General features: G+C 63.2%; 13 protein-coding genes. 6 read left to right on the top strand and 7 right to left on the bottom strand.

Annotated features, from left to right (window positions below; genetic code table 11):
- Positions 1-29 precede the first annotated feature (29 nt).
- Positions 30-482, bottom strand: a complete 453-nt coding sequence (locus VHD36_21605) for a hypothetical protein (protein HVU89942.1) — start codon at positions 480-482, stop codon at positions 30-32.
- A gap of 113 nt (positions 483-595) precedes the next feature.
- Complete coding sequence (locus VHD36_21600; GenBank protein HVU89941.1) at positions 596-1,945, bottom strand: PQQ-binding-like beta-propeller repeat protein; 1,350 nt, start codon at positions 1,943-1,945, stop codon at positions 596-598.
- Positions 1,946-2,681: 736 nt separating this feature from the next.
- Here VHD36_21600 and VHD36_21595 point away from each other — a divergent pair.
- From VHD36_21595 to VHD36_21585, 3 genes are all read left to right on the top strand, one after another.
- On the top strand, positions 2,682-6,260 hold the full coding sequence (locus VHD36_21595) for an aminotransferase class I/II-fold pyridoxal phosphate-dependent enzyme (GenBank protein HVU89940.1): 3,579 nt from the start codon (positions 2,682-2,684) through the stop codon (positions 6,258-6,260).
- A 176-nt stretch (positions 6,261-6,436) separates the two neighbouring features.
- Positions 6,437-6,619 carry a hypothetical protein gene (locus VHD36_21590; GenBank protein ID HVU89939.1) on the top strand — a complete coding sequence of 61 codons (183 nt, stop codon included), beginning with the start codon at positions 6,437-6,439 and terminating at the stop codon, positions 6,617-6,619.
- 85 nt (positions 6,620-6,704) lie between these two features.
- Positions 6,705-6,926, top strand: a complete 222-nt coding sequence (locus VHD36_21585; protein HVU89938.1) for a hypothetical protein — start codon at positions 6,705-6,707, stop codon at positions 6,924-6,926.
- Between the two features lie 22 nt (positions 6,927-6,948).
- On the opposite strand, the gene VHD36_21580 is transcribed toward VHD36_21585, so the two are convergent.
- From VHD36_21580 to VHD36_21560, 5 genes are all read right to left on the bottom strand, one after another.
- Positions 6,949-8,415: a BBP7 family outer membrane beta-barrel protein gene (locus VHD36_21580; protein ID HVU89937.1), complete on the bottom strand. Its 1,467-nt coding sequence runs from the start codon at positions 8,413-8,415 to the stop codon at positions 6,949-6,951.
- Between the two features lie 351 nt (positions 8,416-8,766).
- Positions 8,767-11,844 (bottom strand): c-type cytochrome domain-containing protein, encoded by a 3,078-nt coding sequence (locus VHD36_21575; protein ID HVU89936.1) that lies wholly within the window; start codon positions 11,842-11,844, stop codon positions 8,767-8,769.
- A gap of 41 nt (positions 11,845-11,885) precedes the next feature.
- Entirely contained in the window at positions 11,886-14,984 is a 3,099-nt protein-coding gene (locus VHD36_21570) for a PPC domain-containing protein (protein ID HVU89935.1), read from the bottom strand.
- A gap of 427 nt (positions 14,985-15,411) precedes the next feature.
- Positions 15,412-17,877 carry a DUF1549 domain-containing protein gene (locus VHD36_21565; GenBank protein ID HVU89934.1) on the bottom strand — a complete coding sequence of 822 codons (2,466 nt, stop codon included), beginning with the start codon at positions 17,875-17,877 and terminating at the stop codon, positions 15,412-15,414.
- Positions 17,878-18,200: 323 nt separating this feature from the next.
- Positions 18,201-19,250: an LOG family protein gene (locus tag VHD36_21560; GenBank protein ID HVU89933.1), complete on the bottom strand. Its 1,050-nt coding sequence runs from the start codon at positions 19,248-19,250 to the stop codon at positions 18,201-18,203.
- A gap of 447 nt (positions 19,251-19,697) precedes the next feature.
- Here VHD36_21560 and VHD36_21555 point away from each other — a divergent pair, with 447 nt between their 5' ends.
- From VHD36_21555 to VHD36_21545, 3 genes are all read left to right on the top strand, one after another.
- Complete coding sequence (locus tag VHD36_21555; protein ID HVU89932.1) at positions 19,698-20,048, top strand: STAS domain-containing protein; 351 nt, start codon at positions 19,698-19,700, stop codon at positions 20,046-20,048.
- A gap of 305 nt (positions 20,049-20,353) precedes the next feature.
- On the top strand, positions 20,354-23,440 hold the full coding sequence (locus VHD36_21550; GenBank protein HVU89931.1) for a PSD1 and planctomycete cytochrome C domain-containing protein: 3,087 nt from the start codon (positions 20,354-20,356) through the stop codon (positions 23,438-23,440).
- Positions 23,441-23,559: 119 nt separating this feature from the next.
- Positions 23,560-25,008 (top strand): DUF1501 domain-containing protein, encoded by a 1,449-nt coding sequence (locus VHD36_21545; GenBank protein ID HVU89930.1) that lies wholly within the window; start codon positions 23,560-23,562, stop codon positions 25,006-25,008.
- Positions 25,009-25,066 lie beyond the last annotated feature (58 nt).

The raw sequence follows: 25,066 nt of genomic DNA, 5'->3' as shown, positions 1-25,066 counted from the left end.
CTGAATCCGCGGCGATTTTTTCTGAGCGGTCACTCATATGGCTTCGGTCCGTAGCGAAGCTCCTCGCCAAGCCAATCAACGGCGCGCCAACGAAGTTTCTTGGCGGATACCCACGTACCTTCATCTCTGTTGGCACGGTCGGGGTTCCAATCGCCTTGGACCGACCAAAAGATATTGGCATCCTGCACCAGAAGCGTCGCCTCCAAGATTATGGAGTCCGAGCCTTCGGGCGTTGGAACGAAGTTGAATCGGGTGACCTCGTCAAATTGCAATTCTATGGCCGAGGGATTCTTGAATTGTCGCTGAACCAAAAACTGAATTTTGTTGTCGAGGGAGGGCGGACACGACATGCAGAGGTCCGAAGAAACCCAGTGCCCTGCTGTAAGATGCGCTTCACGAATGCAAGAGTCGTGAAAACGTCCAAATACTTCTAAGAGGACGTTCGCGTCCGCCTGAGTTCTAACGTCCCTCCACTCATCCATGCGCCATCCTCAGTCCGTATCGAGCACGTTGGGTGGAACACCAGCCCGAAGCGCGAACGAGGAGTTCAGTGCCAATCCACCCTCGCTGGCGCCTCGGGTTGGTACGTGCGGGCTCACTTCTTGAGATTCTGAATCGCGTACAGGCGCCGATCGCTGCGCACGAGCAGCTTGTCGCCAACGATCGCCGGCGTGGCCAGGCACATGTCGTCGTCCGCCAAAGAATTCGTGCGAACGACTTCGAAATCGGGTCCGGCCTTGATCACGAACGTCTCGCCATATTCGCTCAAGCAGAAAACATGACCGTTGTACGCCCAGGGCGATGCCGTCACGGCTTTGGCGTTCGGCAGTCGCTTCTTCTCGTAGATCGTGGCGCCGCTCTGCGCGTCGAAGCACGAGGTCAGCCCCAGGTCGGTCACGGAATAAATCAATCCCTTGTAGAGCAGGATCGAGGGGTTGTACGGAGCGGCCTTGCGCTGGCACCAGGCGACGAAATCGTTGCTCGTCTCATTGGCGCCGAGCGTGATGTCGCCGCTGGCGCCCGGGCGCACGGCCATGATCGGTTTCTTATTGCCCATGAAATAGCCCGAACTGACGTACAGCAGATTCGGTCCTGCCATGGGCGTGGGAATGGCGTTGCCTGACATGTCGCCGAGTTCCCACAGCGGTTTGCCGTCGAGATCGTAGGAGCGCACGGCGCCCGAGCCGGAGACGACGATTTCCGTTCGCTTGCCGTTCTCCCAGACGTAAGGAGTCGACCAACTGCTCTTTTCGGGTCGTTCGGTGCGCCACACGTCGGCGCCGGTTTTCGTATCGAGCGCCAGTAGGAACGATTGATCTTCGTTGTCGTTCAGAACGTATAAGCGATCGCGATGCAGCGTCGGCGACCCGCCGGTGCCCCAGCCGGCGGCCGTTCTGAAGGCGCCGAGCGTGCGCGACCAGAGCGGTTTGCCGTCCAGCGAGTAGCAGAAGACGCCCAGGTTGCCGAAGTAGACGTACACGCGCTCGCCATCGGTGACGGGGGTTTCCGAGGCGTAGCTGTTTTTCAAATGCGAACTCTCGGGCGGCACGCCTTTATGCGCGACTTGTTCCCACAAGAGTTTGCCGTCGTCGAGATCGAGGCACTGCACGCGCCACTCATGAACGTTCTTAGGTGGTTCATTGCGATTGCCGCCGAGATAGAGTCCGCGTTTCCGATCCTTGTCCTTTAAATCTTCGTCATTGGTCACCGTCGTCACGAAGACACGGTTTCCCCACACGATTGGCGACGACCAGCCGCGGCCTGGAATGTCGTGTTTCCACGCGACGTTCTCCGTGGCGCTCCAGGTATCGGGCAGATCGGCGTTATCGGCCGTGCCCAGCGCGGCTGGCCCGCGAAACTGTGGCCAGTGATCCTCCGCGGCGCGCACGGAGCTAACCGCGACCAGAACGGCAACGACGGAAATCCAAGTCGCCTTGGGATTCATTTGTTTCCTTGGATCATGGTTACGAAACGGCCTGTGGGCTTTGAGCAACCAGACTTCGAACTTCCGGGGCCCCTTGTAATGATTCGATCGCGATGCCGTTCCCCCGAACTGTGAAAGATATACGTTCGCCAGACTCCTTGGATTGGCCGTGCGGCGCGGGGCGGAATTGGTGCTTTCTGGTGGCCTGATCCCCCACGCGGGCTTTTGTCAAGATACGTAAAATAAGCTGATCTGATGAAGTATTATCGCCTCGAAGAGTCTGCACGCCATTCGGTGAGGTCTTCATTTTCCGAGTTGGCCGTGCAGCGCTTGGGTTTAGGCGTGCTTGCTGGGGGAAAGTTGTTTGAATACCCATCCCCAACGTGGTACTCTTTTTCTGACGGTTAGCTAGTTGAATTTTGCGATGGGGCTCGCGGATCGCGGGATCTGTCGAGCAATCGCGAAGCGGTCGCTAGCTAGGGTTCGGAGCGATTGCTAAGAACGGATACTTCTTGGCGTTATTCCTACCTGCATCGCTGCCGAACGGCGTCCCCTCACCCATAATCCGCCCACTTTCATGGATAGAGAGTACGTGCCCGTCTGCGCGGGCCGACCAACGATCGTGGTAGAGCCAGCCGGCTTTGGCCGTGATCGCTGGCCGATGCGGGCGACGAGTGAGCGCGCTACCAATCCCTCGCGGGGTTTTCCGCCGTCGTGTTGACGCAATCTGCCTATTGTAATGCGGGGAGTCCAATCAGTGTCTGATCAAACTCGTGGATTGTTCTTTGGGCCGCCGAACCTCGTGGATCTGCTCCGGCACCTGGCCGCTCATAAAGGGGATGAGCAGGCATTTGCCTATCTGGTGGACGGCGAAAACGAAGAAATCTCGATGACTTACGCCGAGTTGGATCGGCAGGCACGGGGAATCGCCGCCTGGTTGCAAGCGTACGGCTTGCAGGGTCAGCGTGCCTTGCTCTTGTACCCGCCCGGATTGGAGTTCATTGCGGCCTTTTTTGGCTGCCTGTACGCGGGCGTGGTGGCCGTGCCGGCGTACCCGCCCCGCATGAATCGTTCGCTGGGGCGCATTCAGGCCATTGCGGCCGATTGTGATGCCCGCGTCGCATTGACGACAGGCGCCGTGCTCGAGCGCGTGCAACCGTTGCTGGGCGCGAGCCGCGACTTGTTGCGAGTGCGCTGGCGCGCTACCGATCAATCGCACGCCGGCATCGAAGCGAATTGGGAATACCCCGACATCGGCACCGGCACGCTCGCCTTTCTGCAATACACCTCGGGTTCGACCGGCCGGCCCAAGGGCGTCATGCTGACGCACGGCAACCTGGTCCACAATTCGGGGGTCATCAAGCATTTGTTCGAGCAGAGCCAGCGCACCGGCCGTGGCGTGTTCTGGTTGCCCAGTTATCACGACATGGGGCTGATCGGCGGCATTTTGCAGCCCATGTTCATCGCCCGGCCGAACGTATTGATGTCGCCGGTTGCCTTTTTGCAGCGGCCCATTCGCTGGCTGCAAGCGATCTCGAAGTATCGGGCCACGATCAGCGGCGGACCGAATTTCGCCTACGATTTGTGCGTGCGTAAAACCACGCCTGAACAGCGCGCCGAACTGGACCTCAGCCAGTGGACGCTGGCGTTTAACGGCGCCGAGCCGGTGCGTGCCGAAACGATCGATCGCTTTTGTGAAGCGTTCGAGCCGTGCGGTTTCCGGCGCGAGGCCTTCTACCCTTGCTACGGTTTGGCCGAGGCCACGTTGATCGTTACGGGCGGCTACAAAGATGCCGCGCCCGTCGTCCGCGATTATCTGCCCGATCACCTCGAGACAGGGCATGCCATGCCCGGCGGTGGCGCAGGTCGCCGCCTGGTCGGCTCCGGCGAAAACGCGATCGGCCAGCAAATCGCCATCGTCGATCCTGAAACGATTCGTACCTGTGCCGACGGCACGATCGGCGAGGTATGGGTGAAAGGGGGCAGCGTCGCCCAAGGATATTGGAATCGTCCCGAAGAGACCGGGCACGTCTTCCGCGCCCAGCTCGCCGACACCGGCGAGGGACCGTTCCTGCGCACCGGTGACCTCGGCTTTCTCGATCGCGGCGAATTGTTCATCACCGGCCGTTTGAAAGACCTGATCATCATTCGCGGGCTGAATCACTATCCGCACGATATCGAGCTGACCGTCGAAAAGGCACACGCCGCGGTTCGCCCCAGTTGCGTGGCGGCGGTCACGACCGACGACGACGAAGTGACGCGGTTGATCATCGTGGCCGAAGTCGAGCGGAGTGCGCGGTCCCAGGCCGACGCCATTATCGAGGCCATTCGTCGCGAGATCTCGCGCGAGCACGAGCTTATGGCCGATTCGATCGTGTTGTTGAAGTCGGGAGCGATTCCCAAGACCTCGAGCGGCAAGATTCAGCGTCATGCTTGCCGGGCGGCATTCTTGACCGACGAGCTCGACGCCGTGGCACGCTGGGATTCGCAGTCGCGTGACGAGACGATCGTGGAACCGAATCTGCTTTTGACGAGCCGGCACAGCGGCCGGGCGACGCTCAAGCAGCGCCGCCACTCCACCACGCATGACAACGACAATCGCCAAGGCGCCGGCGCGGGCAATGAGTTGCCCCGATCGGCCGCCAGCCCCGCCGCGCGTGGCGGGGCTCAAAGTGCCACAGGTGGCAATGGCACAAGCGGAAACGGCACAAGCGGAAACGGCGCTGGCGGCAACGGGACAAACGGTAATGGGGCCGGCAACGGTCATTCTTCGGCGATCTCCAAAGCGGAAAAAGAGAGTGTCGTTCTCGACGAAGTGCGCCGCATTGCCAAGGATCGCGCCGGGAACCTGACGCTCGATTCGACCATCGCGGATATGGGACTCGATTCGCTCGAACGCATGGAAATCCTCGCCTCGCTCGAAGAGCGATTCGGCGGACGCTTCCCCGAGGATGTCATGCCCGAGCTGGAAACCTGCCGGCAAGTTCTCGAGGCGGTCGAAAGCTACCTGGGCAGCGGCCAGAAGAAGGCGCAGCATCTCGAGACGAGCGAGATTCCTGCCGAGAACTACAACTTCGACAAGTTCCCCGAAATCGCCCAGCTCAAGCAGAGCCTGGACATGTTGAACGAGTCCGGGCTGGCGAATCCGTTCTTCCACCTGCACGAGCAAGTCGCCACCGACACGACCGTGATCGGCGGACGCGAGCTGATCAATTTTTCGAGCTTCAATTACATTGGCATGTCGGGCGATCCGACGGTCGCCAAGGCGGCCAAGGACGCGATCGATCGTTACGGAACGTCGGTCTCGGCCAGCCGACTGGTGTCGGGCAACAAAGTGATCCATCGCGATCTCGAGTTGGCCATCGCCGATCTGATCGGCAGCGAGGATGCCATCGTGCTCGTGAGCGGTCATGGGACCAATGAGACGATCATTGGCCACCTGTTCGGTCCCGGTGACTTGATCCTGCACGACGCGTTGGCTCACAACAGCATCGTCCAGGGATCGATCCTATCGGGAGCGCGCCGAAGGCCGTTCCCGCACAACGACTGGCGCGCCGTCGATCGGCTGTTGGAAGAACATCGTGGCGACTACCGCCGTGTGCTGATCGCCACCGAGGGCGTGTACAGCATGGACGGCGACATCCCGGACCTGCCGCGCTTGATCGAGGTGAAGAAGCGGCACAAGGCGTTCCTCATGATCGACGAAGCCCACTCCGTGGGCGTGCTGGGACGGCGCGGACGCGGCATTGGTGAGCATTTCGACGTCCATCCGTCGGATGTCGACCTGTGGATGGGTACGGTCAGCAAAGCGTTCGGCAGTTGTGGTGGTTACATCGCCGGCAGCCAGGCGCTGATCCAGTACTTGAAGTACACGGCCCCCGGTTTTGTTTTCAGCGTGGGCATTCCGCCCAGCAATGCGGCAGCGGCTCTCGCGGCCATTCAGTTATTGGAAGACGAGCCCGAACGCGTAGCCCGTCTGCGCGAGCGCTCGCAGTTGTTCCTCAACCTGGCCAAGTCGTGGAAGATGAATACCGGCAACAGCAAGGATTCACCGGTCGTGCCGGTGATCCTGGGTAACTCGCTGCACTGCCTCGAGGCTTCCCAGGCGATGGCCCGGCGCGGCGTCAACGTGCAGCCGATCCTTCATCCGGCGGTCGAGGAAAAGGCAGCCCGCTTGCGGTTCTTCATCACCTCGAACCATACGGAGGAGCAGATTCGCTATACCGTGCAGGTGCTGGCCGAGGAATTGATGAAACTCGATCCCGCATACGTCGGTCAGCAGCCGACCGCGCCGCGGGAAGAACGCATCGAGAACGCGTCGTCGTTCGCCGTGTGACACAAGCGCAGACCATCCGCAACGAGTGTTTTCCGCGGGGGGTGCCGACAACCGGTGAATGACAAATTGCAAGTGAATACGGCGCGCTTGTTACAGCCATCGTACCGTAGTAGGATGGGTCAAGAACGACGAGGACAACATCCGTAAGCGACCATTTTTCCAAAAAGGTGCCCAGCGTGCTAACCGAGCAGGAAGTAATCCGCAGTTGGCGGAAGCTGTTCAAGGGCCAGTACGACGAATCCGCCTTTGCCCGGGCTGAAGCTCTGCTTGACGAGTTGCGCGGCGAGAGTCCCTTGCGTCATCGACTGATGACCGAGTTGGACGAGCTTCGCAAGCTCCGCAGCGCCGATGCCGTCTGAAGAGCGGTTACGCTCTGACATTCAGGCCAGGCTTTTTGGCAGGGCGTCATACCCGCCGCACGTCCACAGCGGATATCGGGGTGGGATGAGACCGTTTCGATTCGGGCTTCGAGAGGTTTTCCGGGCAGTGCTGCTGGCGGCCCTGTTCTTCGCTGCCTGGAACCATCTGCCGATCGCCAACCGTGCGCGGCACTTCTGGTTCGCCTGGGCCATCGTCTTCCTGGCCGTCGCTGCGATTCGCTTTGTCCAACTGGCCATCCGGTTGCTGCTCGACACCATTCATCGTTCGAGCGGCAAACAGGTCTGATCGGCGCGGCCGATGCCGACGCCTACCGGTTGAAGATGAAGCCCAGCGTCAAGCCTTGCATGAACACGGTCTGCTTGTTGTTCCCATGCACCAGGATGCCCATGTTCGGCAACTGGTAGTTGATCATGTCCGCCGGCCGGGCGACGCTGCCCACGATGATGCCGGTCCAGCCGACATTGACCGAGGCCTTGTTGAAGACCTGGTATTGCAGGTTGAACCGCAATTCACCCAAGGGCGAGAACTCGGTCTTCTGCACGGCCGTGTTCCAGCCGGTGGGGACCAGATTCAGCGACCGGCCCTGCACCGTCGACACGCCGCCGGCCACCGTGTTCGAGGCGATTTCGCCTTGCTGCAGGTTGTTTTGCCAGTTCGCCAAAGCGGCAAAGCGACCTTCGCTCGTGAACATCAGGCGGTTGCGCTTGTGGGCAAATCGCAAGCCGATCTGGCCACCACCCATGTTATTGATCGAACGGGTATTCCAGAAGCTCGAATCCAGCACGCCGCCCTGGCCGATCACTGCGAAGCTCTCGTCGAAGCGGAAGTAGCGCGCACCGGCCAACACTTCCCAGGTCACCGGGTGAAAGGCCGGCCGCAGACGCCACACGTAGTCGGCCTCTGCACCCCACAGGGCCCGATGGTCGTAAGCAATCAACGAGGTGAAGTTGACGGGCAAAGTCGCCAAGTCGCCGAAATCCGGGGCTCCGGCGTTGGACGGTACGGCACCGCTCACCGGGTTCGCTCCATAGCGGCCGAAAATGCCGTTGCCGTTCAGGTCCGCGTCATGCCCGGTGCCGTTGGGATCCACAAAGCCTTGCAACAGCGAGATGCCCAAGGGGCCCTGTGGAGGAGCGTAAAACGGTACACCCACATTGTTCGCGAAGGCGTTCTGGTCGTTATCGTACAACTTGAAAGCGCTGAGCAGGAAGCCGTGGTCCTGGTCCATCCAGCCGCCCTCCCAACGGTAGCCGTTCGAAGGGCCTTGGCCGATCCAGCCGGTGTCCATGGGGGCCAATTGCGGTCCGGCAATGCTGCCTCCCGTCGTGCGGTCGGAGGAGATGCCGGGCGTGGCACCGTAGAAAACCGACGACCCCGTCGAGTAGCCGGTGGCAATATCCGGGTTGCCAATCAAGGTGCGATGCGGTGCGGTCACGGTATAGCGCAGATAATCCCACGAAAGCCACCACCCGGTGTTCGGTGCAATTCCCGCTCCATAGGTGCTGATGTCGGCCGGCGCGAATACCTCCATGTCCGCGATGTTGACAAACTCGGGCCCCGAAGCATCAATACCGCTGGGCGGCTCATCCCCGACCGTCGGCCCAGGTCCCGGCCGGTCACGCGCCGGCTGCGGAGGTCCACTCGGCTGTTGAGGCACCGGCGGATGCACGTTGGGGTAAGGGTCGACACCGGGCTCGATGCCCAGTGCCAACGATACCAACAGCATCTGCAGGGCCAGTGCTAGCAGTGATGCTTTGAAGCGGCTGATCGACATCGTCGGAATCCACATAAGGTCCACGACCGTTCCGCGCACTCGTACAACGGAGAACTCCGCTGTAGGCGTTCGTGCCGGTAGTATCGGCGGTGCCTATCGCGTCAGTTGAGTAAGAAAGGAAGACTTTGACGGAAAAGCTGTCCTTTCCGATCCCAAAAAGTCTTCCGGCGCGGGGCTTGGTCGAATGGATAATCTGAGAAAAGATTGACGCCGCTAGATGGCCGCGGGATGGCTGTTTGCGGTAAATGCGTGAATTTTGCCGCCACACTTGCTAGCGGGGCGCACGCGTCAACATCGCCGCGGGAATCCGCGATCGCCCGGGCCAAACGGCACCTTGCTCGTCGTCCAGGCTTACGGCTGTTTCGCGTCAAGCGTGTAGATGCTCTTGGCGTCCGCCGCATTCCAGGCCCGCAGCACGCTATCCTGACCGCCGGCCACGAGGAACTTGCCGTCGGGCGTGATGGCGGCGGCATACATATAGTCTGAGCCGCCGCCGAAGTCGCGGACCTTCTTCCCGTTGTCGACCTGGTACATGCGAACCAGCTTGTCGCCGGCGCACGAGATGGCTTCGTCGCCCGGACCAATGAAGGCGACCGCGGTCACCTCCTTGGCAAAGCCGGCGATCGTCCGTTGCTGTTCGCCAGTCTCGAAGTTCCAGACCTTGATCACGTTGTCCGCGCCTCCGCTGGCCAACGTGCGCCCCTGGGCCTGCCAGGCGACTGACAGCACGTGATGGGTATGCCCTTCGAACGACTTGGCCAGCTTGCCGGTCGACAGGTCAAAGACCTTGACGAACTTGTCGGCCCCGCAGGAAGCCAGGTACTTACCGTCGGGCGCAAAATCCACGCCGAAGATCGAGTCGCTGTGGGCTTCGGGGATGTCGCGTGCCAGCGTCCCGTCGGCCACGTTCCAGATCTTCAACTCGCCGCTGCGCGACGGTTCACCGCTGCCGCTTGCTAGCAACTTGCTGTCGGGACTGAAGTCGAGCGCGGTAACCCGGTCGGCCAGAAGCGGGCTGTCTGGCCCGCCGATCGTACGCTGCCAGGTCCAGGCCGGATGCAATTCCCAGGCGGCCGCCATTTTGTCTGCGGCACCTGACACCAGGCGTCCGTCGCCGACAAAGGCCACGCTGAGAATCGGCGCCGCATGACCGGCATAGGTTTCAAAGGGCACGCCGGTTTCGGCACTCCACAAGTGAACCTTGCGATCGTCGCCGCCGGTGGCCAGCTGCTGATTGTCAGGTGCAAAGGCAATCGCGCGGATTGGCTGCTCGGTGGCCGTGGCCGCTTGCCTGGCGGTTTCCAGTTCGGTCTGCGCCTGCTTGAGGGCCGCTTCGCCCGCCGCCTGTGCGTTCTTCGCGAGCGGGACAGCGTCGGCTGCGCGCTTGGCCGCGGCGTTGGCGGCGACAACCGCCTGCTCGGCGGCCGTCTTCGACGTTTCGGCCTGCTTCCGCGCGGCCTCGGCATCTGTGGCGGCTTTCACTTTGGTGGCCAGTGCGTCCGCGGCGGCTTTTACCTTGGCAGGCGATTCGGCGACAGCCTTTTCGTTCGCAACTTTTGCTTCCTTGGCGCTGGCGATCTTCGCCGTGGCTTCGGCGGTTGCTTTTTCGCCGGCGGCCTTGGCGTCGGCCAGGAATTTATTCTGCGGGGCCGCGTCGGCGGCGGCTTTTGCCTGCACGGCCATTTCCATGATCGATTTGGCCGCGGCTTCGGCGTCGGCAATCACTTTGTCGGATCCGGCCTTGGCCTCTTCGGCGGCTTTTGCCGCCGCCACGGCTTCGGTCGAGGCTTTGTCGGCGGCGACCTTCTCTTCTTCAGCCTTCTTGGCGGCTTCGGTCTTCTCGCCGAGCGCTTTTTCCGCCGCGGTTACGGCTTCCATGCTTTTCTTCACGCCTTCGGCTTCCGAAGTCGCGGCTTTTTCGGCCGTACCGACCGCGGCCGTCAGGTAGGCGACGTCGCGCTGCCGGCCGGCGATCGCGCGCTCGACAGCGGCCACCTGCAATTGCGAGCCCACGTCGCCACGCATCTCGGCAAGCATCTTTCCGTCCGCGGCGTTCCACAGCTTGGCCACGCCGCCAGCGCCAGCCGTCGCGAAACGGGTCCCATCAGGTCGCACGGCCACGGCCGTCACGGCGCTACCATGATCGAGCTTGTGCAGCACCTTGCCGTCGGCCAGGTTCCACAATCGCGCCGAACCGTCGGCGCTTCCCGAAAGAATGCGCGCCGGCATGCCCGGCACGCTGGCTAGCGAAGTAAGCGGTTGCTCGTGTCCGGCGAGCGTCGCGATCGGTGGGGCCTCGGCAACCTGCTGGCCCGTCGCCGTGCCGACATCCCACACGCGGATCAAATGGTCGGCACCGCCGGCGGCCAATTGAGCTCCCTCGGTCGCAAGCGCAAGCGCGTTCACCGCGGCAGGCGTGTTGATACCGCCCAGCGCCGCGCCGTCGGCCACTTGCCAGGCGCGAATCGTCTTGTCGTGCGAACTGGTGTAGAGCCGACTGTTGTCCGGCGAGAACACCAGGCCCGTTACCGGCGCCGTGTGCGCCATGATCGCGCGTGCCGGTGCGCCGGCCGCAGCGTCCCACAATTTCACTTGCCCGTCATTGCCGCCGGTGGCCAGCAGCTTGCCATCGGGGCTGACGGCAACAGCGTTGACCGATTCCGGCGCGACGGCTTCCAGCGTAAAGGGCCGGACATTGCGTGGCCGGCTCCACAACTTGATGGTGCGATAGCCGCCCGAGGCCAGGGTGTTTCCGTCGGGGCTGACGGCAAGCGATTGCACGATGTCGAGATCGGCTACGCCCGGCTTTTGATAAATGCCAGCCTTCAGCAATTCAGGATCGGTCAGCCGGCCCACCAGGCGGCCGGTCGGTGCGTGATAAAGGAAGATCTGGTTCGCGCGACCGCAGGCGGCGTACTGCCCATCGGGGGTGATCGCCACGGCATAGATCGGGTTGACGCCGCTGGGAAGCGGCTGCCACTCGATCGTTTCCGCCGTCGAAGCCGTGCCGGTGGCGCCTTGATCGATCCACAGCTTGACGAGGCCCAACTCTTCGCTTGTGAAAGGCTGGGCATTGGCCTTGTTGCCCGGCGGCGGCATCAGCGGTTCGGTTTTACCTGTGGCGCGCTCCAACAGCAGGCTTTCCGCGGCTTTACTCGCCACGAGGGCCGGACCGCTATCGCCTCCTTTGAGCATCGACTGAGGGCTTTCGAGATTCAGGCCCCCTTCGTGCGTGGTCGAATTGTGGCACGCCACGCAGTGCTTCTTGAACAGGGGCTGCACTTCCTTGGCGAAATCGACCGGTGCGTCGCGCTTGATCTCGGCGATGGCGATCGTTTGCGGAGCGTCGTCGGCGCGAACGTCGCGCACCGCGCCGCTGACGGCGATGATTACAAAGACCAGCACGAATCGCAGGCTGCTTAGACTCATACTCTTCACCGAGTGATATCTTGAAATCGTTGATGACGGTGTCATTTCGCGGCTTCGACTTCCACCGCGACCGGCGCGTCGATTTGGAAATCCGCGCCGCCGAATTTGAATTTCGTGCGCGCGACGAGTGCGTGCTTGCCGGGCGCGGCATCGGCCGCCGCGACGAGCGAGAACTTGCCCTCGGCCTTGTCGCCGGGGATCGCGACTTTCGCCGCTGACAGTCCCTTGGCCGCTTCCGGGACGATCAATTCGACTTCGAGCGCTTCGGCGAAGCCATACAAACGCCCCGCCGTGACAGGTATCTCGACAGTTGCACCAGGCTTAATAGGCGCAGCGGGGGGCGTCACGGCCAGTGTCAGCGGAGCATTCGTGATGCGAATGAGCGTGGACGTCGAGGTCTCGAAGATGTTCACATTCTTGGCCTCGGCGGCCTTGGCCAGGTCGGCGGCTCGTTTGTCGGCGGCCGCCTTGGCGTCGGCGGCGGCCTTGGCTTTCGCCGCGGCGTCGGCGGCCAGCTTATCGCGCGCTGCTTTGTCGGCCGCGGCGGCCTGGGACCTGGCGTTGGCCGCGGCGGCGGCTTTCTGCGCCGATTCATTGGCCGCGGTGGCAGCTTGCAACTGCGCGTTGGCGTCAGCAGCAGCCTTGTCTGCCGCCTCTTTGGCCTGCACAAGGTCCTGATTCGTCGAATCTTTGTTGACGGCCTCGCCGGCTGCCGCGGCCTTCGTCACCGCGGCCTTGGCCGCTTCGGTGGCAGCGTTGAGCTTTTGCCCTTCGGCCATGGCGAGTTCGGTCGCCTGCTTCGCGGCGGCGGCGGAATCAGCGGCCGTTTTTTCGGCCGCCTGCCGCGCCTGCTCGGCCGCTTGCGACACGGCGGTCAGTTCGCCGGCCAGCCGATCGATTTCCTTTTGCGCCGCGGCCGCCGCATCGGCCGCTTCCGGATTGCGGCGATACGAAACGCTGGCCTGCACCTGCAATCGCAAGTTCTGCAAGACCGGAGCCGCCTTCTCGGCGATCTCGAGCACCAGCTTGCCTTCGTTCGCCTCGGGCGCAACCGTGACCGGCGCCGCCTTGACGTTGCCCGGCAGGCCGATCGCGGTGAGCGTGACGGGCTGCTTCATGTCGCCGCGACGGGTGACCTTGATGGGGATTTCGAGCTTGCCGGCCCGCGACATCTCCCACGTTTTGCTTTCACCAAGCTCCACCAACACCGGAGAGACGTCGCGATCGATCACCGAAAGCCACAGGTCCCGGCTCAGGCGCGAGTCGGGCGACGTGTTCACGGCCGTGGGCCATTGCGTCGAGGCCCCGCGCGCCGTCCGCGCGACTTCCTTGCCATCGATCGCGGCCTTTCCCACGATGCGAATCGGGCCCAGCCAGGCGGGCTGCTCGTCGCCGGCGCGTAGTACCAAGGTCGTGGAATTCTGACCCGCGGGAATAATGGTTTGGCTGGCAATCACGCCCGGCGGCAGTCCTTCGACCGAAAGCGAAATCTCGCCGTCGAAGCTATCGCGCCGCAGGGCCACGATGTTGATCATTTCCGTGCCGCCGCGCCGCAAGAGCGGGTTCACCGGCTGCGAATCGGCCGGCGCCGTCAAATTGGCGTGATGGGCCGGCACAGCGACCAGGCGGAAATCGGGCGCCGCCGTGCGAATCGCAAGTGCATAAGCCAGGCGCGGATCGCCGCGCGAGCCGGCGTACAAATCGCGAATCAGAATTCGATACGTGCCATCTTCGGGCGCGGCGAATCGATAAATCGGATCGTCGCTGTCCGGCTTGAACGTCGTGATGCCGGCGCCCTTTGCCGAGTCGTCCAACTCCTGGACGTCGGTGACTTGCACCTCGCCCTTGTCGTTACGGCTGACTCGCTGAATGAGCAGATACGGGTCGGTCGGCAGACCCAACCGCTGCGAAACGGTTTCGATCCAGTACGCGTCCCCTTTTTTGGCGTCGAACGATACCCAATCGTAATCGCCGCGCGGCGCAAACTGGCCGATGTACGTCGCGGGCACGCTGATCTGCTGCGGTTGGTTGGGATCGTTATTCGGCTCCTGTTCCATGACGACCGGCGCCGAAGTGAAACCGATCAGGCACGGGTTCGAGCTGCCCGAAGGCGTCACGAGCCGGTATTCGAAACCATCGAAGTTGGCGTCCTGTGCGCGCGACAAGTTACTGATCGTTAATTCTTCCACGGCGCGGCCGGCGGGCACCTCGATCTCGACCGTGACCTTCTCCAGCGGGCGGCCGCGTGACGAGAGCCCTTCGACCTTGGTCCCGCCCGGCAAATGGCTCCCGTACAGCGTGAACGAACTTTTGGTGCCAGGCACGGCGACCGGCGGCAGAACGAAATCGATATAGGGCTCGGTCGAGGCAACCAGTCGGTAAAAGTAGTCGGCGCCGCCGCGGTACAAGAAATCGAACAGGCGGATCGTGTATTCGCCGTCGGCGGGTGCCGTGAACGCCAACAGCGGATCGCGGCGGTTCGTGTCGCGATCGTTGGCCAGTTCCCGGCCCGTAGCATCGTAAATGGCGAGCGTGGCATCCATGCGCGAATCAAGGCGCTCGGCCCACACGTCGATGACGATTTGCTCGTCTTTTTTCAAGGCGATTTTGAAATAATCGTTGCTCGTGGCGTCGGCCGTGCCGTTGATGATCGTGTTCGTCGGGATCGTGGCGGCCTTGTCCGGCGCGTGATTGTCGGCCGGCTCGTTGCGTTCGGGCAGGGTGCCGACGACGAACGCCCGCGGGTTCGAAACGCCGAAGCGGCCGGCGTACCGCGCTTCGTAAATGCCCGGCGGCACGTCGGGGTGGATGGCGACGGTGAATTCGTTCGGTACCGGCTGCGGCCCCTGCTCGAAGGGCGTGGCCGGTCGCGTCTTCTGCACCGCCGTGATATGCGGATGCGAAAAGACCAGGCGATCGGCCCCCTCGGTATCGGCGCCCGCGGCGAGCTTCACATCGACGATCGTGCCTTGTCGGCCGCCGCTGGGAAACAGTGCGTGCAATTGCGCGGCCGGCAACTGGGCATGGGTGGTTGGCGCGAACGAGCCGGCCAAGGTGACCACAAGGAACAGGCCCGCGAGCAAGCGAGCCTTGCGCCGCATGCGCATCATGAATAACGACGTTCGAACATTCTCCGGCATGGAGTCCTCGCACGAGACCCGCCCATCGGGCAGGTCGCTTTGGGGCAGGTAAATTGCAGGGAGGTCATCTCGCCGAAATCGAAAGATGTCGCCACCGGCTCTTCAAGCCGCCATGGCGTCCCTTCGTTCGACCGCATCAGTCAGCACCCCGACACAAGGCGTGCCGGGCTTCGCCATTGCCAAGCCGTGCTCGATCGGGGAAACGAGCACTTCGATCGCGGGCCAGGGGTGGGTGCCCGCGATGGTTTCAGTCTGATTCAAGAACCCGCGCAAATCCACTATTCTGCCGAACAACTCTGCAACCGTCGACACTAGCCCGAAGCGCCAGCGAGGGACGGGTTGAATTCGGAATAATTCAAAGTCCCCTCGCTGGCGCTTCGGGCTAGTGCTGGAATCGCCGTACCCAGAGTCAGGCATCACGGGCTTGCTAGTGGTTGAACAGGAACTCCTTCGTATTCACGAGGGCCCAGAGGATGTCTTCGTAGGCTTGCTGCTTGTTCTCGTTCTTGGCGATGTGGCCCGTGGCGATCGCCAACTCGTCGGAAGCCGGCTCGCGGGCGTAGACGCACAGGTACAGCTCGCGCACCTTGTCCTCGTCGCCGCGCGAGGTGTCGGCGGCCAGCCGCGCGGCCCGGCCCGTGCCGCTGGCCAGTTTGCCTTGCACCTCGCTCGAGTTGAGCAGGTGCAGGCTCTGCGCCAGGTTGGCCTCTTGCGACCGCTCGCATTCGCAGGCGCTGGCGGCCTCGGGCTTGCCGAACACGGTGAGGAAGTACGAGTTCACGCCCGTGTCCGGGATCTGCACCGCCTTCGTGCCCGCTGGCAGCCCGGCAAAGCTGCTGGGGGCCGCGGTCACGCCATCCAGGGCATCGAGCAAAACCTCGGCCGTGAGCCGCTTGGGATAGTAGCGTGAAAAGTTCTGCTTGTCGTTCAGGTTGTAGTCGTTCGGCAGCGCACTCAATTGATAAACATTCGAGCGGCAGATCGTGCGCACCAGTTCCTTCAGGTCGAAACGGGAACTGACGAAATGGCTCGCCAGCGCATCCAAGAGCGCCGGGTTCGAAGCAGGGTTCGTCACGCGCATATCGTCCTCGGGATCGACGATGCCGCGGCTGAAGAAGTGCTTCCAATAGCGGTTCACGAGTGAACGGGCGAAGAACGGATTTTGCGGATCGGCCATCCAATCCACGAGTGCCTCGCGCGGATCGCGCTCGGCCGAGACCTCGCTCGGCTTCGCACCCAGACCGGTCGGCGCCAGGCTTTCGTTCGTCTTCGGGTTCGTGGCCCGTGCCAGCCCCCGCTTGCTGTAAATGCGGAACTCGTCGGGCGCATCACCCGGCTTGCGCGCCACCTGTGCGAAGAACGCGGAGAAGCCGTAATAATCGCGCTGGCTCCAAGCCTCGAACGGATGGTGGTGGCAACGGGCACATTGAATGCGCAGGCCCAGGAACAACTGCGCGGCGTCTTCGACCTGCTGGTTGGTGTCCTTCACCTCGCGATACCAGGCCACGGGCGGGTTCTCGCCCACGTCGCCCGAGGCGGTCAGGATGTCGCGCACGAACTGGTCGTAGGGTTTGTTCGTGTACAAGCTTTCGCGAATCCAATCGTGGAAGGCGTAGGTGCCCCGCATGTAGTTGGGGTTCTGGCGGCGATTCCGCAGCACGGCCGTCCATTTGTTGGCGAAGTAGTCGGCGTATTCGGCGCTATCCAGCAGCCGATCGATTGCCCGGTCGCGCTTGGCCGGATCCGGATCGGCGAGGAAGGCCCGGGCTTCGTCCAAGGTCGGCAATCGGCCCGCGATATCGACCGAGACGCGGCGCAAGAACGTGGCATCGTCGCAGACCGGCGATGGAGGCACACCCAACGTCTTCAGCTTGGCGAAGACGGCATCGTCGACAAGGTTCTTCGCCGGCGGCAATCCATCGACGCTCGCCCCCAGCGGAATATTGGCGCGGAACACGCCCACGTGCCCTTGATAGCGGGCCATGATCGCGACGTCGCCCGTCAGGTCGAGCGTTTTGACCAGGCCTTGGGCCGAAACCTCGGCCATTTCGCCGTCATTCGGGTCGAACTGCGCCAGGCGGGTCACGTCCTCGATCGTCCCGTCGGTGTAGTGCGCCAGCACGGCGATCTGCTGCTCGCCACTGCGCGTCATCACGGCGTGAGCCGGCAGCACCTCGATGCTGGCCACCTTGGGATCGGTGTCCTTGCCATACGGCATGCCTTGCGAAATCCACCGCTTCAGCAGCCGGTACTCGAGTGAATCATGATCGAGCCGCTGGCCGCCGCCGTGCGGGATGGCGTTGATCGGCTTGGTCAACAGCAGGCTGCGATCGGGCGCCGCCGGGAATAGCCGCCGGCCGCGGGCCTCCATCACCAGGTGTTCGTAATCCTCGCCCGGCTCGAAACCGAGCAACGACAGCTTGAAGCCGTTCTGACCGCTGGCCTTGCCGTGGCAGCCGCCGCTATTGCAGCCGAGCTTGGTGAAGATCGGCACGATCTGGTTGGGGAAGTTGATTTGCGGATCGTCGACGAAATGGTCAACGGTCACATCGGCCGTGGCCTGTACGCCGCCGGCCTGGGCGATGATCTTCGCCTGGCCGTCGGCCAGCGGTGTGGCCAGGCCCGTGCTATCAACCTGGACGATGCCGGCCGGGACAGTCGTGTAAGTCACCTGCCGACTCACATCCCGAGATTGGCCGCCGGCGTATTTGGCCGTGAGCGCCAGTTGCCGCTGCGCATCGCGCCCGCGCAGCAACAGGTTGTTGCCGGTGCTGAAGGTCAGTTCCGTGGCGGGGCCCAGGCCGGCTGCCGAGGCCGCGGGCACCGAGGGCTTTGCCGAGGCGGCGGTGGCGACCTCTTCACCACGGCCAACGGGCGACCAGAGCCCAACCATTACGGCAACCAATGCCAAGCGGGAAATCACCACGCGGGAGAACGCAGCGTGAGAAAACACAGCGTGAGAAAACACGGTCGCGGGAGTCATAAGGCTCCTTCCGTGAGCAGTTTGGGGCGGGACGAAGGCGGGTAGGTAGCAGGTGTCCGGATTATCGCATTCCCGGAAGGGCATTGCAATGATTTTTCAACGCGCCTTTATGCGTTGATGCAAGATATCGCCTGCCCGAATCGAGCAATCGTGGGCTTCCGTGGCTGCGGAAAAAGCACACTTCGTCGGAAACGCACGCCAATTCTCCCCGTCAATCGGGGGACGAATCGGGCTCAGGCCTTGGGCGAATCGATGCTGCCCCGGTTCAGCGCGTCGAGAAGCTGCCGGAGGCGCCCGAGGCTGCGACGGTTGAAGCGAAAGACCAGGCGGGGGAGCGGCGCTAGCTGCGGCTCGTCTTTTTCGTCCGCCAGCGCGCTTTCGACCGTGAATTTCCCCTCGGTCAGGATGTCGCTGAAGTTCTCGTTGATCGCGGCCAGGAAATCGGGGCTGGGCGCCTCGCTCAGACGTACGACCAACTTGTTCTTCACGTACCGCATGCTGTGATAGATGCGGTAGAACTGGTCGATCTCGCGGACCGCGGCGTTCACGTCGTCGGTCATGGTGTACAGCGACAGATCCTCGGGCGAGATCATGCCATGCCCGAGCAATCGGTGGTTGATGTAGTGTTCGAAATCCTTCCAGAAGCTGCCGCCGGGTTCGTCGAGAAAGACGACAGGTACGATGTCACGCTTGCCGGTTTGCAGCAGGGTGAGAACTTCGAATCCTTCGTCGAGCGTGCCAAATCCACCGGGCAGCAGGCACACCGCGTCGCACTCCTTCACGAACATCAGCTTGCGCGTGAAAAAGTACTTCATGTAGACGAGCTTCGGATCGCCCGCGATCACGGGATTCGCATCCTGCTCGAAGGGAAGCATGATGTTCAGGCCCATCGAGTTCTCGCGGCCCGCGCCCAGGTGGCCGGCTTCCATGATGCCGCTGGCGGCCCCGGTGACGACCAGCCAACTGCGGGCTGCCATCTCGCGGCCGAACTCGACGGCCTGCTGGAACGTGGCTTCGTGAGGGCGGGTCCGTGCCGACCCGAACACCGTGACTTTGCGCCGCGATCGGTAAGGCGAGAAAACCTTGAAGGCCCAGCGCAGTTCGCGCAGCGCCCGGCTGAGAATCTTCAGGTCGCCGCGGCTGGTGCGATCGGCGGCCAGCTTATCGGCCGACTCCTTGATCATGGCGATCAAGTCGCTGACCCGGTCGGCGTTCCAAGTATCGGTAATGCCTGCGACGGTATCGAGTGCAGGTGGTTCGCGATGCGGGGCCGTATCGCTCAAGGCAATGCCTATGGAGAACGTGCGAAATCCGTGCAGGTGATTGACGGCTTACTTCAAGCGAAGCACGGCCGAGGTCCGCCTGCCTGAGCTTCGATTATACACTCCGCAGGGCCAAAGCACGTATGGGGCATGCTCGGGCGTTCGCATCGATCCGTCCATCGGCGAATCCATCCACAAATTTCGCAAATTTCACCGATTGATGAGACAAACGCGACAGCTACCAGGTTCCCTCGCCAGGGATTCTTAAAATCTGCGTTCATCTGCGTGATCTGTGGATGAATTGCTTCTTCCGTTTTTGTGCTCGACGGGGTGGCATTCACTTGGCGAGTCCCGTTGCCCCCTTGGCTTGTCGCGGTCACCGGCGCGGCTTAGACTCAAAACTCGATTCGCTCCGGCCTGTCGCCTGCGGTGGGCAGGCAAAAACTCAGCTTTTTTCGAGATCCTTGCATGGCCCAGGTCGAGCGCTGCGACGATGTAACCGTCATTCACCTGGACGCGGCGTACGAGGCCCTCGATCAGGCCAAGTTCGAAGCGGCGCAGCAACTACTGCTGGGCCACGCCCAAACCGCCGAGCCGCCGCTCGTGGTGCTCGATCTTTCCCAGACCGCGTATATGGGCTCGGCCTTCATCGAAGTCATGTTCCGGGCCTGGAAACGCGTCGCCGACCGTGACGGGAAACTGGTGCTTTGCGGCGTGCAGCCGTTGTGCAAGGAAGTGCTGCACACGACCCGGTTGGATTCGATGGTGCAGAGCTTCGCCAACGTCGATGACGCCGTGCAGGGCTTGCGCACCGGCTAAGCGCTCGCATCGTTTGACGCGTCAGCAGAGCGATGGAATTCCCGGACAGGCTCAACCCGCTTGTCCGTGCGGCATGGCCACCCAGGCGATCGCCATAAGGAACGGCAAAAATGCGCCCTGCCCGCGCCGTCTCCTGGCGTCAAATTGACCGGTTTGGCGATTTTCTTGCAGCCCGGGGGCGGCAGGCCTAAGATCGACGTTTGGTTCGCAAAGCCGGCCCCGGAAGGAAGCCTCGGAGGCGGCGCGGATCCATCCTGCCTGGCTCCTCCGCTCGCAAAGCCCGCACGACCGAGTAGCGCGAAACTATGACGCGGTTCTCCCTCGCCGTTCGACCCTGGTGGCTGGCCCTGGGCCTGCTCGTGGCTGGCGCCGCGCGCAATGGTAGGGCTGACGATGCGGTCGATTACACGCGCGACGTGCGGCCGATCCTGGCGGCCCACTGCTTCAAATGTCATGGTCCGGACGAACAAAAGTCGGGACTGCGGCTCGATGCGGTGTCGCTGGCCGTCGAAGGGGGAAATAGCGGCGCTGCGATCGTGCGGGGCAAAAGCGCCGAGAGCGCGCTCGTCAAAGCGATCACGGGCGCCGACGACGTCTCGTCCATGCCCCCCGACGACGCGGGGCCGCGGCTATCGGCCGAGCAAATCGCCACGATCCGCCGCTGGATCGACGCAGGCGCCCCCGCGCCGGCCGACGATCAGCCGCTTCCCTCATCGGGTCGGCGCAAAAGCGATCACTGGTCGTTTCAGCCGGTCGCGCATCCCGAGCCGCCGGTGGCCGACGCGGCGGACGCCACATTCGTCAGAAACCCGATCGACGCGTTCATTCTTGGCCGGCTCGCGCGGGATGGCATTCATCCCTCGCCCGAAGCCGACCGCGTGACGTTAATCCGCCGCCTGAGCTTGGACCTCCTGGGCATCCCGCCCAAGGTCGACGACATCGACGCATTTCTAGCCGACCAGAGCGAAGGGGCTTACGAGCGCTTGGTCGACCGGATGCTCGCTTCGCCGCATTATGGCGAGCGGCAGGCGCGTCACTGGCTTGACCTGGCTCGTTACGCCGACAGCAACGGCTACACGAACGACAACCCGCGCACGATCTGGAAGTATCGCGATTGGGTGATCAACGCCTTGAACGCCGACATGCCGTTCGATCGGTTCACGATCGAGCAGTTCGCCGGCGATATGCTTCCCGACGCCACGATCGACCAGCAGATCGCCACCGGCTTTCACCGCAACACGCTGCAGAATGAAGAAGGGGGCACCGACCCCGAGGAGTTCCGCATCGAATCGGTGGTCGATCGCGTGGCCACGACCGGCACGGTGTTCCTCGGGCTGTCGCTCGGCTGTGCCCGTTGCCACGACCATAAGTACGATCCCGTATCGCAACGCGATTTCTACCAGTTCTTCGCGCTGCTCAATGGCGCCGACGAGCCGATTTTACCGGTGCCGGACGAAGCCCAGGCTGTCGAACTGGCCAGGTTGAACGCGCAGATAACCGCGGCCAAAGATGAGCTGGCGGCATACGACGTAGCGAGCGCCGACAAGCGTGCGGCGTGGGAAAAGCAGTACGCTGGGCGGCTGGACATCAGGTGGCATGTCGTCGAACCTACCGAAGTGGCCTCGGCCACCGGGACGACGTTTACGCGGCTCGAAGATCAGTCGGTTTTGCCCGGCGGCGGACGGGCCGCGACCGACACGTATACGGTGACCGCGGCGGCGCCGGTCGAGACGGTTCGCGGATTGCGCCTCGAAGCCCTGGTCGACGACAGCCTGCCGCGGCGTGGGCCAGGGCGTGCCGACAACGGCAATTTCGTGTTGAGCGAGATAACGCTCGATCTGGCCGCGCAACCCGTCGGTGGTGGCGACGCGACGTTCGAGCGCGTGGCGTGGCAACTGGCGACGGCTGATTACGCGCAAGAGAAGTTTCCCGCCTCGCACTTGATCGACGGCAATGACAAGACCGGCTGGTCGATCTTCGTGGTCGATACTTCGCCGCACTTGAATCGCACGGCCGTGCTCGTGGCGCGCGACGATTGCCAGGTAGCCGGCCGGAAGATGGTGGTTTCGCTGGCCCAGCAACACGCGAAGCCGCACATGCTGCTGGGGCGTTTCCGCCTGGCGGTGACCGAGGCGGCGCGCGACGTGCTGGCTTTGCCCGAGCCGGTTCGCGCCGCGCTGGCCGTGCCGGCCGACAAGCGGACTCCTGCTCAGCAAGAAACGCTGCTGGCCGAATACGAAAAAACCGATCCAGCGCGGCAAGCACTGACGAAAAAGCTGGCGCAAAGCCGGGCCCGGCTCGATAAGTTCTCGACCACGGTTCCCACGACGCTTGTCATGCACGAACGCTCGCAGCCGCGCGAGACGCACATCCTGGTGCGCGGCGAGTATTTGCGCAACGGCCCCGTCGTGTCGCCCGACGTGCCGAGCGTGCTGCCGCCGCTGCCCGCCGAGGTGAAGAATCCTTCGCGCGTCGACCTCGCCCGCTGGTTGGTCGACCCGGCCAATCCGCTGACGGCGCGGGTGACCGTGAATCGCATGTGGCAACAGTTCTTCGGGCGGGGAATCGTTGAAACGTCGAACGATTTCGGCGTGCAAGGCGCGGCGCCGACACATCCCGAACTGCTCGATTGGCTGGCGGCCGAATTCATGGCTCGCGGCTGGAGCCTGAAGGCGATGCACCGGCTGATCGTCACCTCGGGCACGTACCGGCAGTCGTCGCACACGCGGCCGGAACTGGGCGTGATCGATCCGGATAACCGGTTGCTCGCCCGGCAGTCGCGCTTGAGGGTCGAGGCCGAGATCGTGCGCGACTGCATGCTGGCTTCGAGCGGATTGCTGTCGTACAAGGTTGGCGGGCCGAGCGTTTTTCCGCGCCAGCCCGACGGCGTGATGGCGCTGACGCGCAGCCCGCGCCCCTGGAACGTCAGCCCCGGCGAGGATGCCTATCGCCGCGGCATGTACACGTACTATTGGCGTTCGACGCCCAATCCGTTCCTCAAGGTGCTCGACGCGCCGGACGGCATCACCAGTTGCACGCGGCGCGAGCGCGCCAATACGCCGCTGCAGGCGCTGACGCTATTGAACGACGACACCTGCTACGAAGCGGCCCAGGCGATGGCGACGCGCGTGCTGGCGGTGTGCAAGGACCAGCCGACCGCCGAGCGTATCCGCTATGCGTTTCGCCTGGCGCTAGCGCGCGAGCCGGACGGTGAAGAGCGTGCGTGCCTCGCGGAGCTATTGGCCGACGAGTTGGCCAGTGATGCGGCGCCGGCTGACGCAGAATCGACCGGCCAACCGGTGCCGGCCTTTCGCAATCCGCGCTTGCTCGCGGCCTGGACCACGGTTTCCCGCGCGCTATTGAACCTTGACGAGTTTATGACCCGCGAGTGACGCATCGCTGCACTGGGGGACAAGCCACCAGGGACACCAGCGGCGCCCGAGCAAAAATATCCGCAGATTGGCCGCTGTAAAACTTCCCAGGTGCCCACAGGGCACCCTGCAAAAATCACATGACGCAGCCACGCAACAGTCAGAGCAACCTGGCCAGCCGCCGGCAGTTCTTTAGCGATTGCGGGTTGAGCCTGGGGGGCATTGCCTTGGCCGCGCTCATGGAGAACCAGGGTCGCGCCGCCGCGCCACAGCCGCCGCGTACCGATCCGCTGGCCGTCCGGCCGCCGCACTTCGCGCCGCGGGCCAAGGCGGTCATTCAACTCTTCATGGCCGGCGGGCCTAGTCAGTTGGAATTGTTCGACAATAAACCAAAACTCAATGAGCTGAACGGCCAGTCGATCCCGCCGTCGTACACCGACGGCAAGCGGTTCGCCTTCATCAAGCCCGACGCCAAATTGCTCGGCTGCCGGCGGAAGTTCACGCGGCACGGCCAGTCAGGCAACGAGATCTCGGAGCTATTGCCGCACACCGCCGCATTGGCTGACGACCTGGCCATCCTGCGGACGATGAAGACCGACGTTTTCAATCACGGTCCGGCCAAGATGATGCTGGCCACCGGTACGCCGCAGTTCGGCCGGCCGAGCATGGGCTCCTGGGTACTGTACGCCCTGGGGAACGAGTCGCACGACCTGCCGGGCTTCGTGGTGTTGAAATCCGGGCCGCGCGGGCCGCGCTCCGGTGCGGCGCTATGGGGGAACGCTTTCTTGTCGAGCGTTTACCAGGGCGTGCCGCTACGAAATTCCGGTGACCCGATACTCAACCTGACAACGCCCCCAGGCGTGACCAGTGCCCAGCAGCGACGCACGATCGAGGCCATCGGCCGGTTGAATCGCGAGCGGCTGGCCGCGACCGGCGATGACGAGATCGCGACCCGCATCGCTTCGTACGAAATGGCCGAGCGGATGCAGGGAAGCGCGCCGGAGCTGGTCGATCTGGCCGGCGAGTCGGCCGAGACGCTGGCCCTGTACGGCGCTGAGCCTGGCAAGGCCTCGTTCGCCAACAACTGCCTGCTGGCGCGGCGGCTGGTTGAGCGGGGCGTCCGCTTCGTGACGCTTTTTCACACGGAGTGGGACCATCACGGCGGCACCGAAAACCTGGAAGAGTCGCTGGAAAATATCTGCCAGGAGACCGATCGACCCACGGCGGCCCTGGTGTCTGACCTCAAGCGGCGCGGCATGCTCGACGATACGTTGGTCGTGTGGGGCGGAGAATTCGGCCGCACGCCGATGGGCGAAGACCGCGGCTCGCTGGGCCGGGATCATCACATCGAAGCCTATACCATGTGGCTGGCGGGCGGTGGTATCCGCGCCGGGCAAACGATCGGCACGACCGATGAACTCGGCTTTGGCGCTGCCGAGCCGCACGAGCAAATCCACGTCCACGATCTGCAGGCCACGATTCTGCACCTGTTGGGGCTTGACCACCTAAGGCTGACCTACCGGTTCCAGGGCCGGGACTTCCGCCTGACCGACGTCGGCGGTCAGTTGATCCGGCCGCTCTTGGGCTAGCCGGTTCGGGCTTCTTTCGACCTTCGAATGCAAACATTCGATATGAGGGCCCCCGCTG

Source organism: Pirellulales bacterium (genome assembly GCA_035546535.1).
In the GTDB taxonomy this organism is placed as follows: Bacteria; Planctomycetota; Planctomycetia; order Pirellulales; family JACPPG01; genus JACPPG01.
Note: the sequence above shows the minus strand (reverse complement) of the source record. Positions and strands in the feature narration are given on the sequence as shown.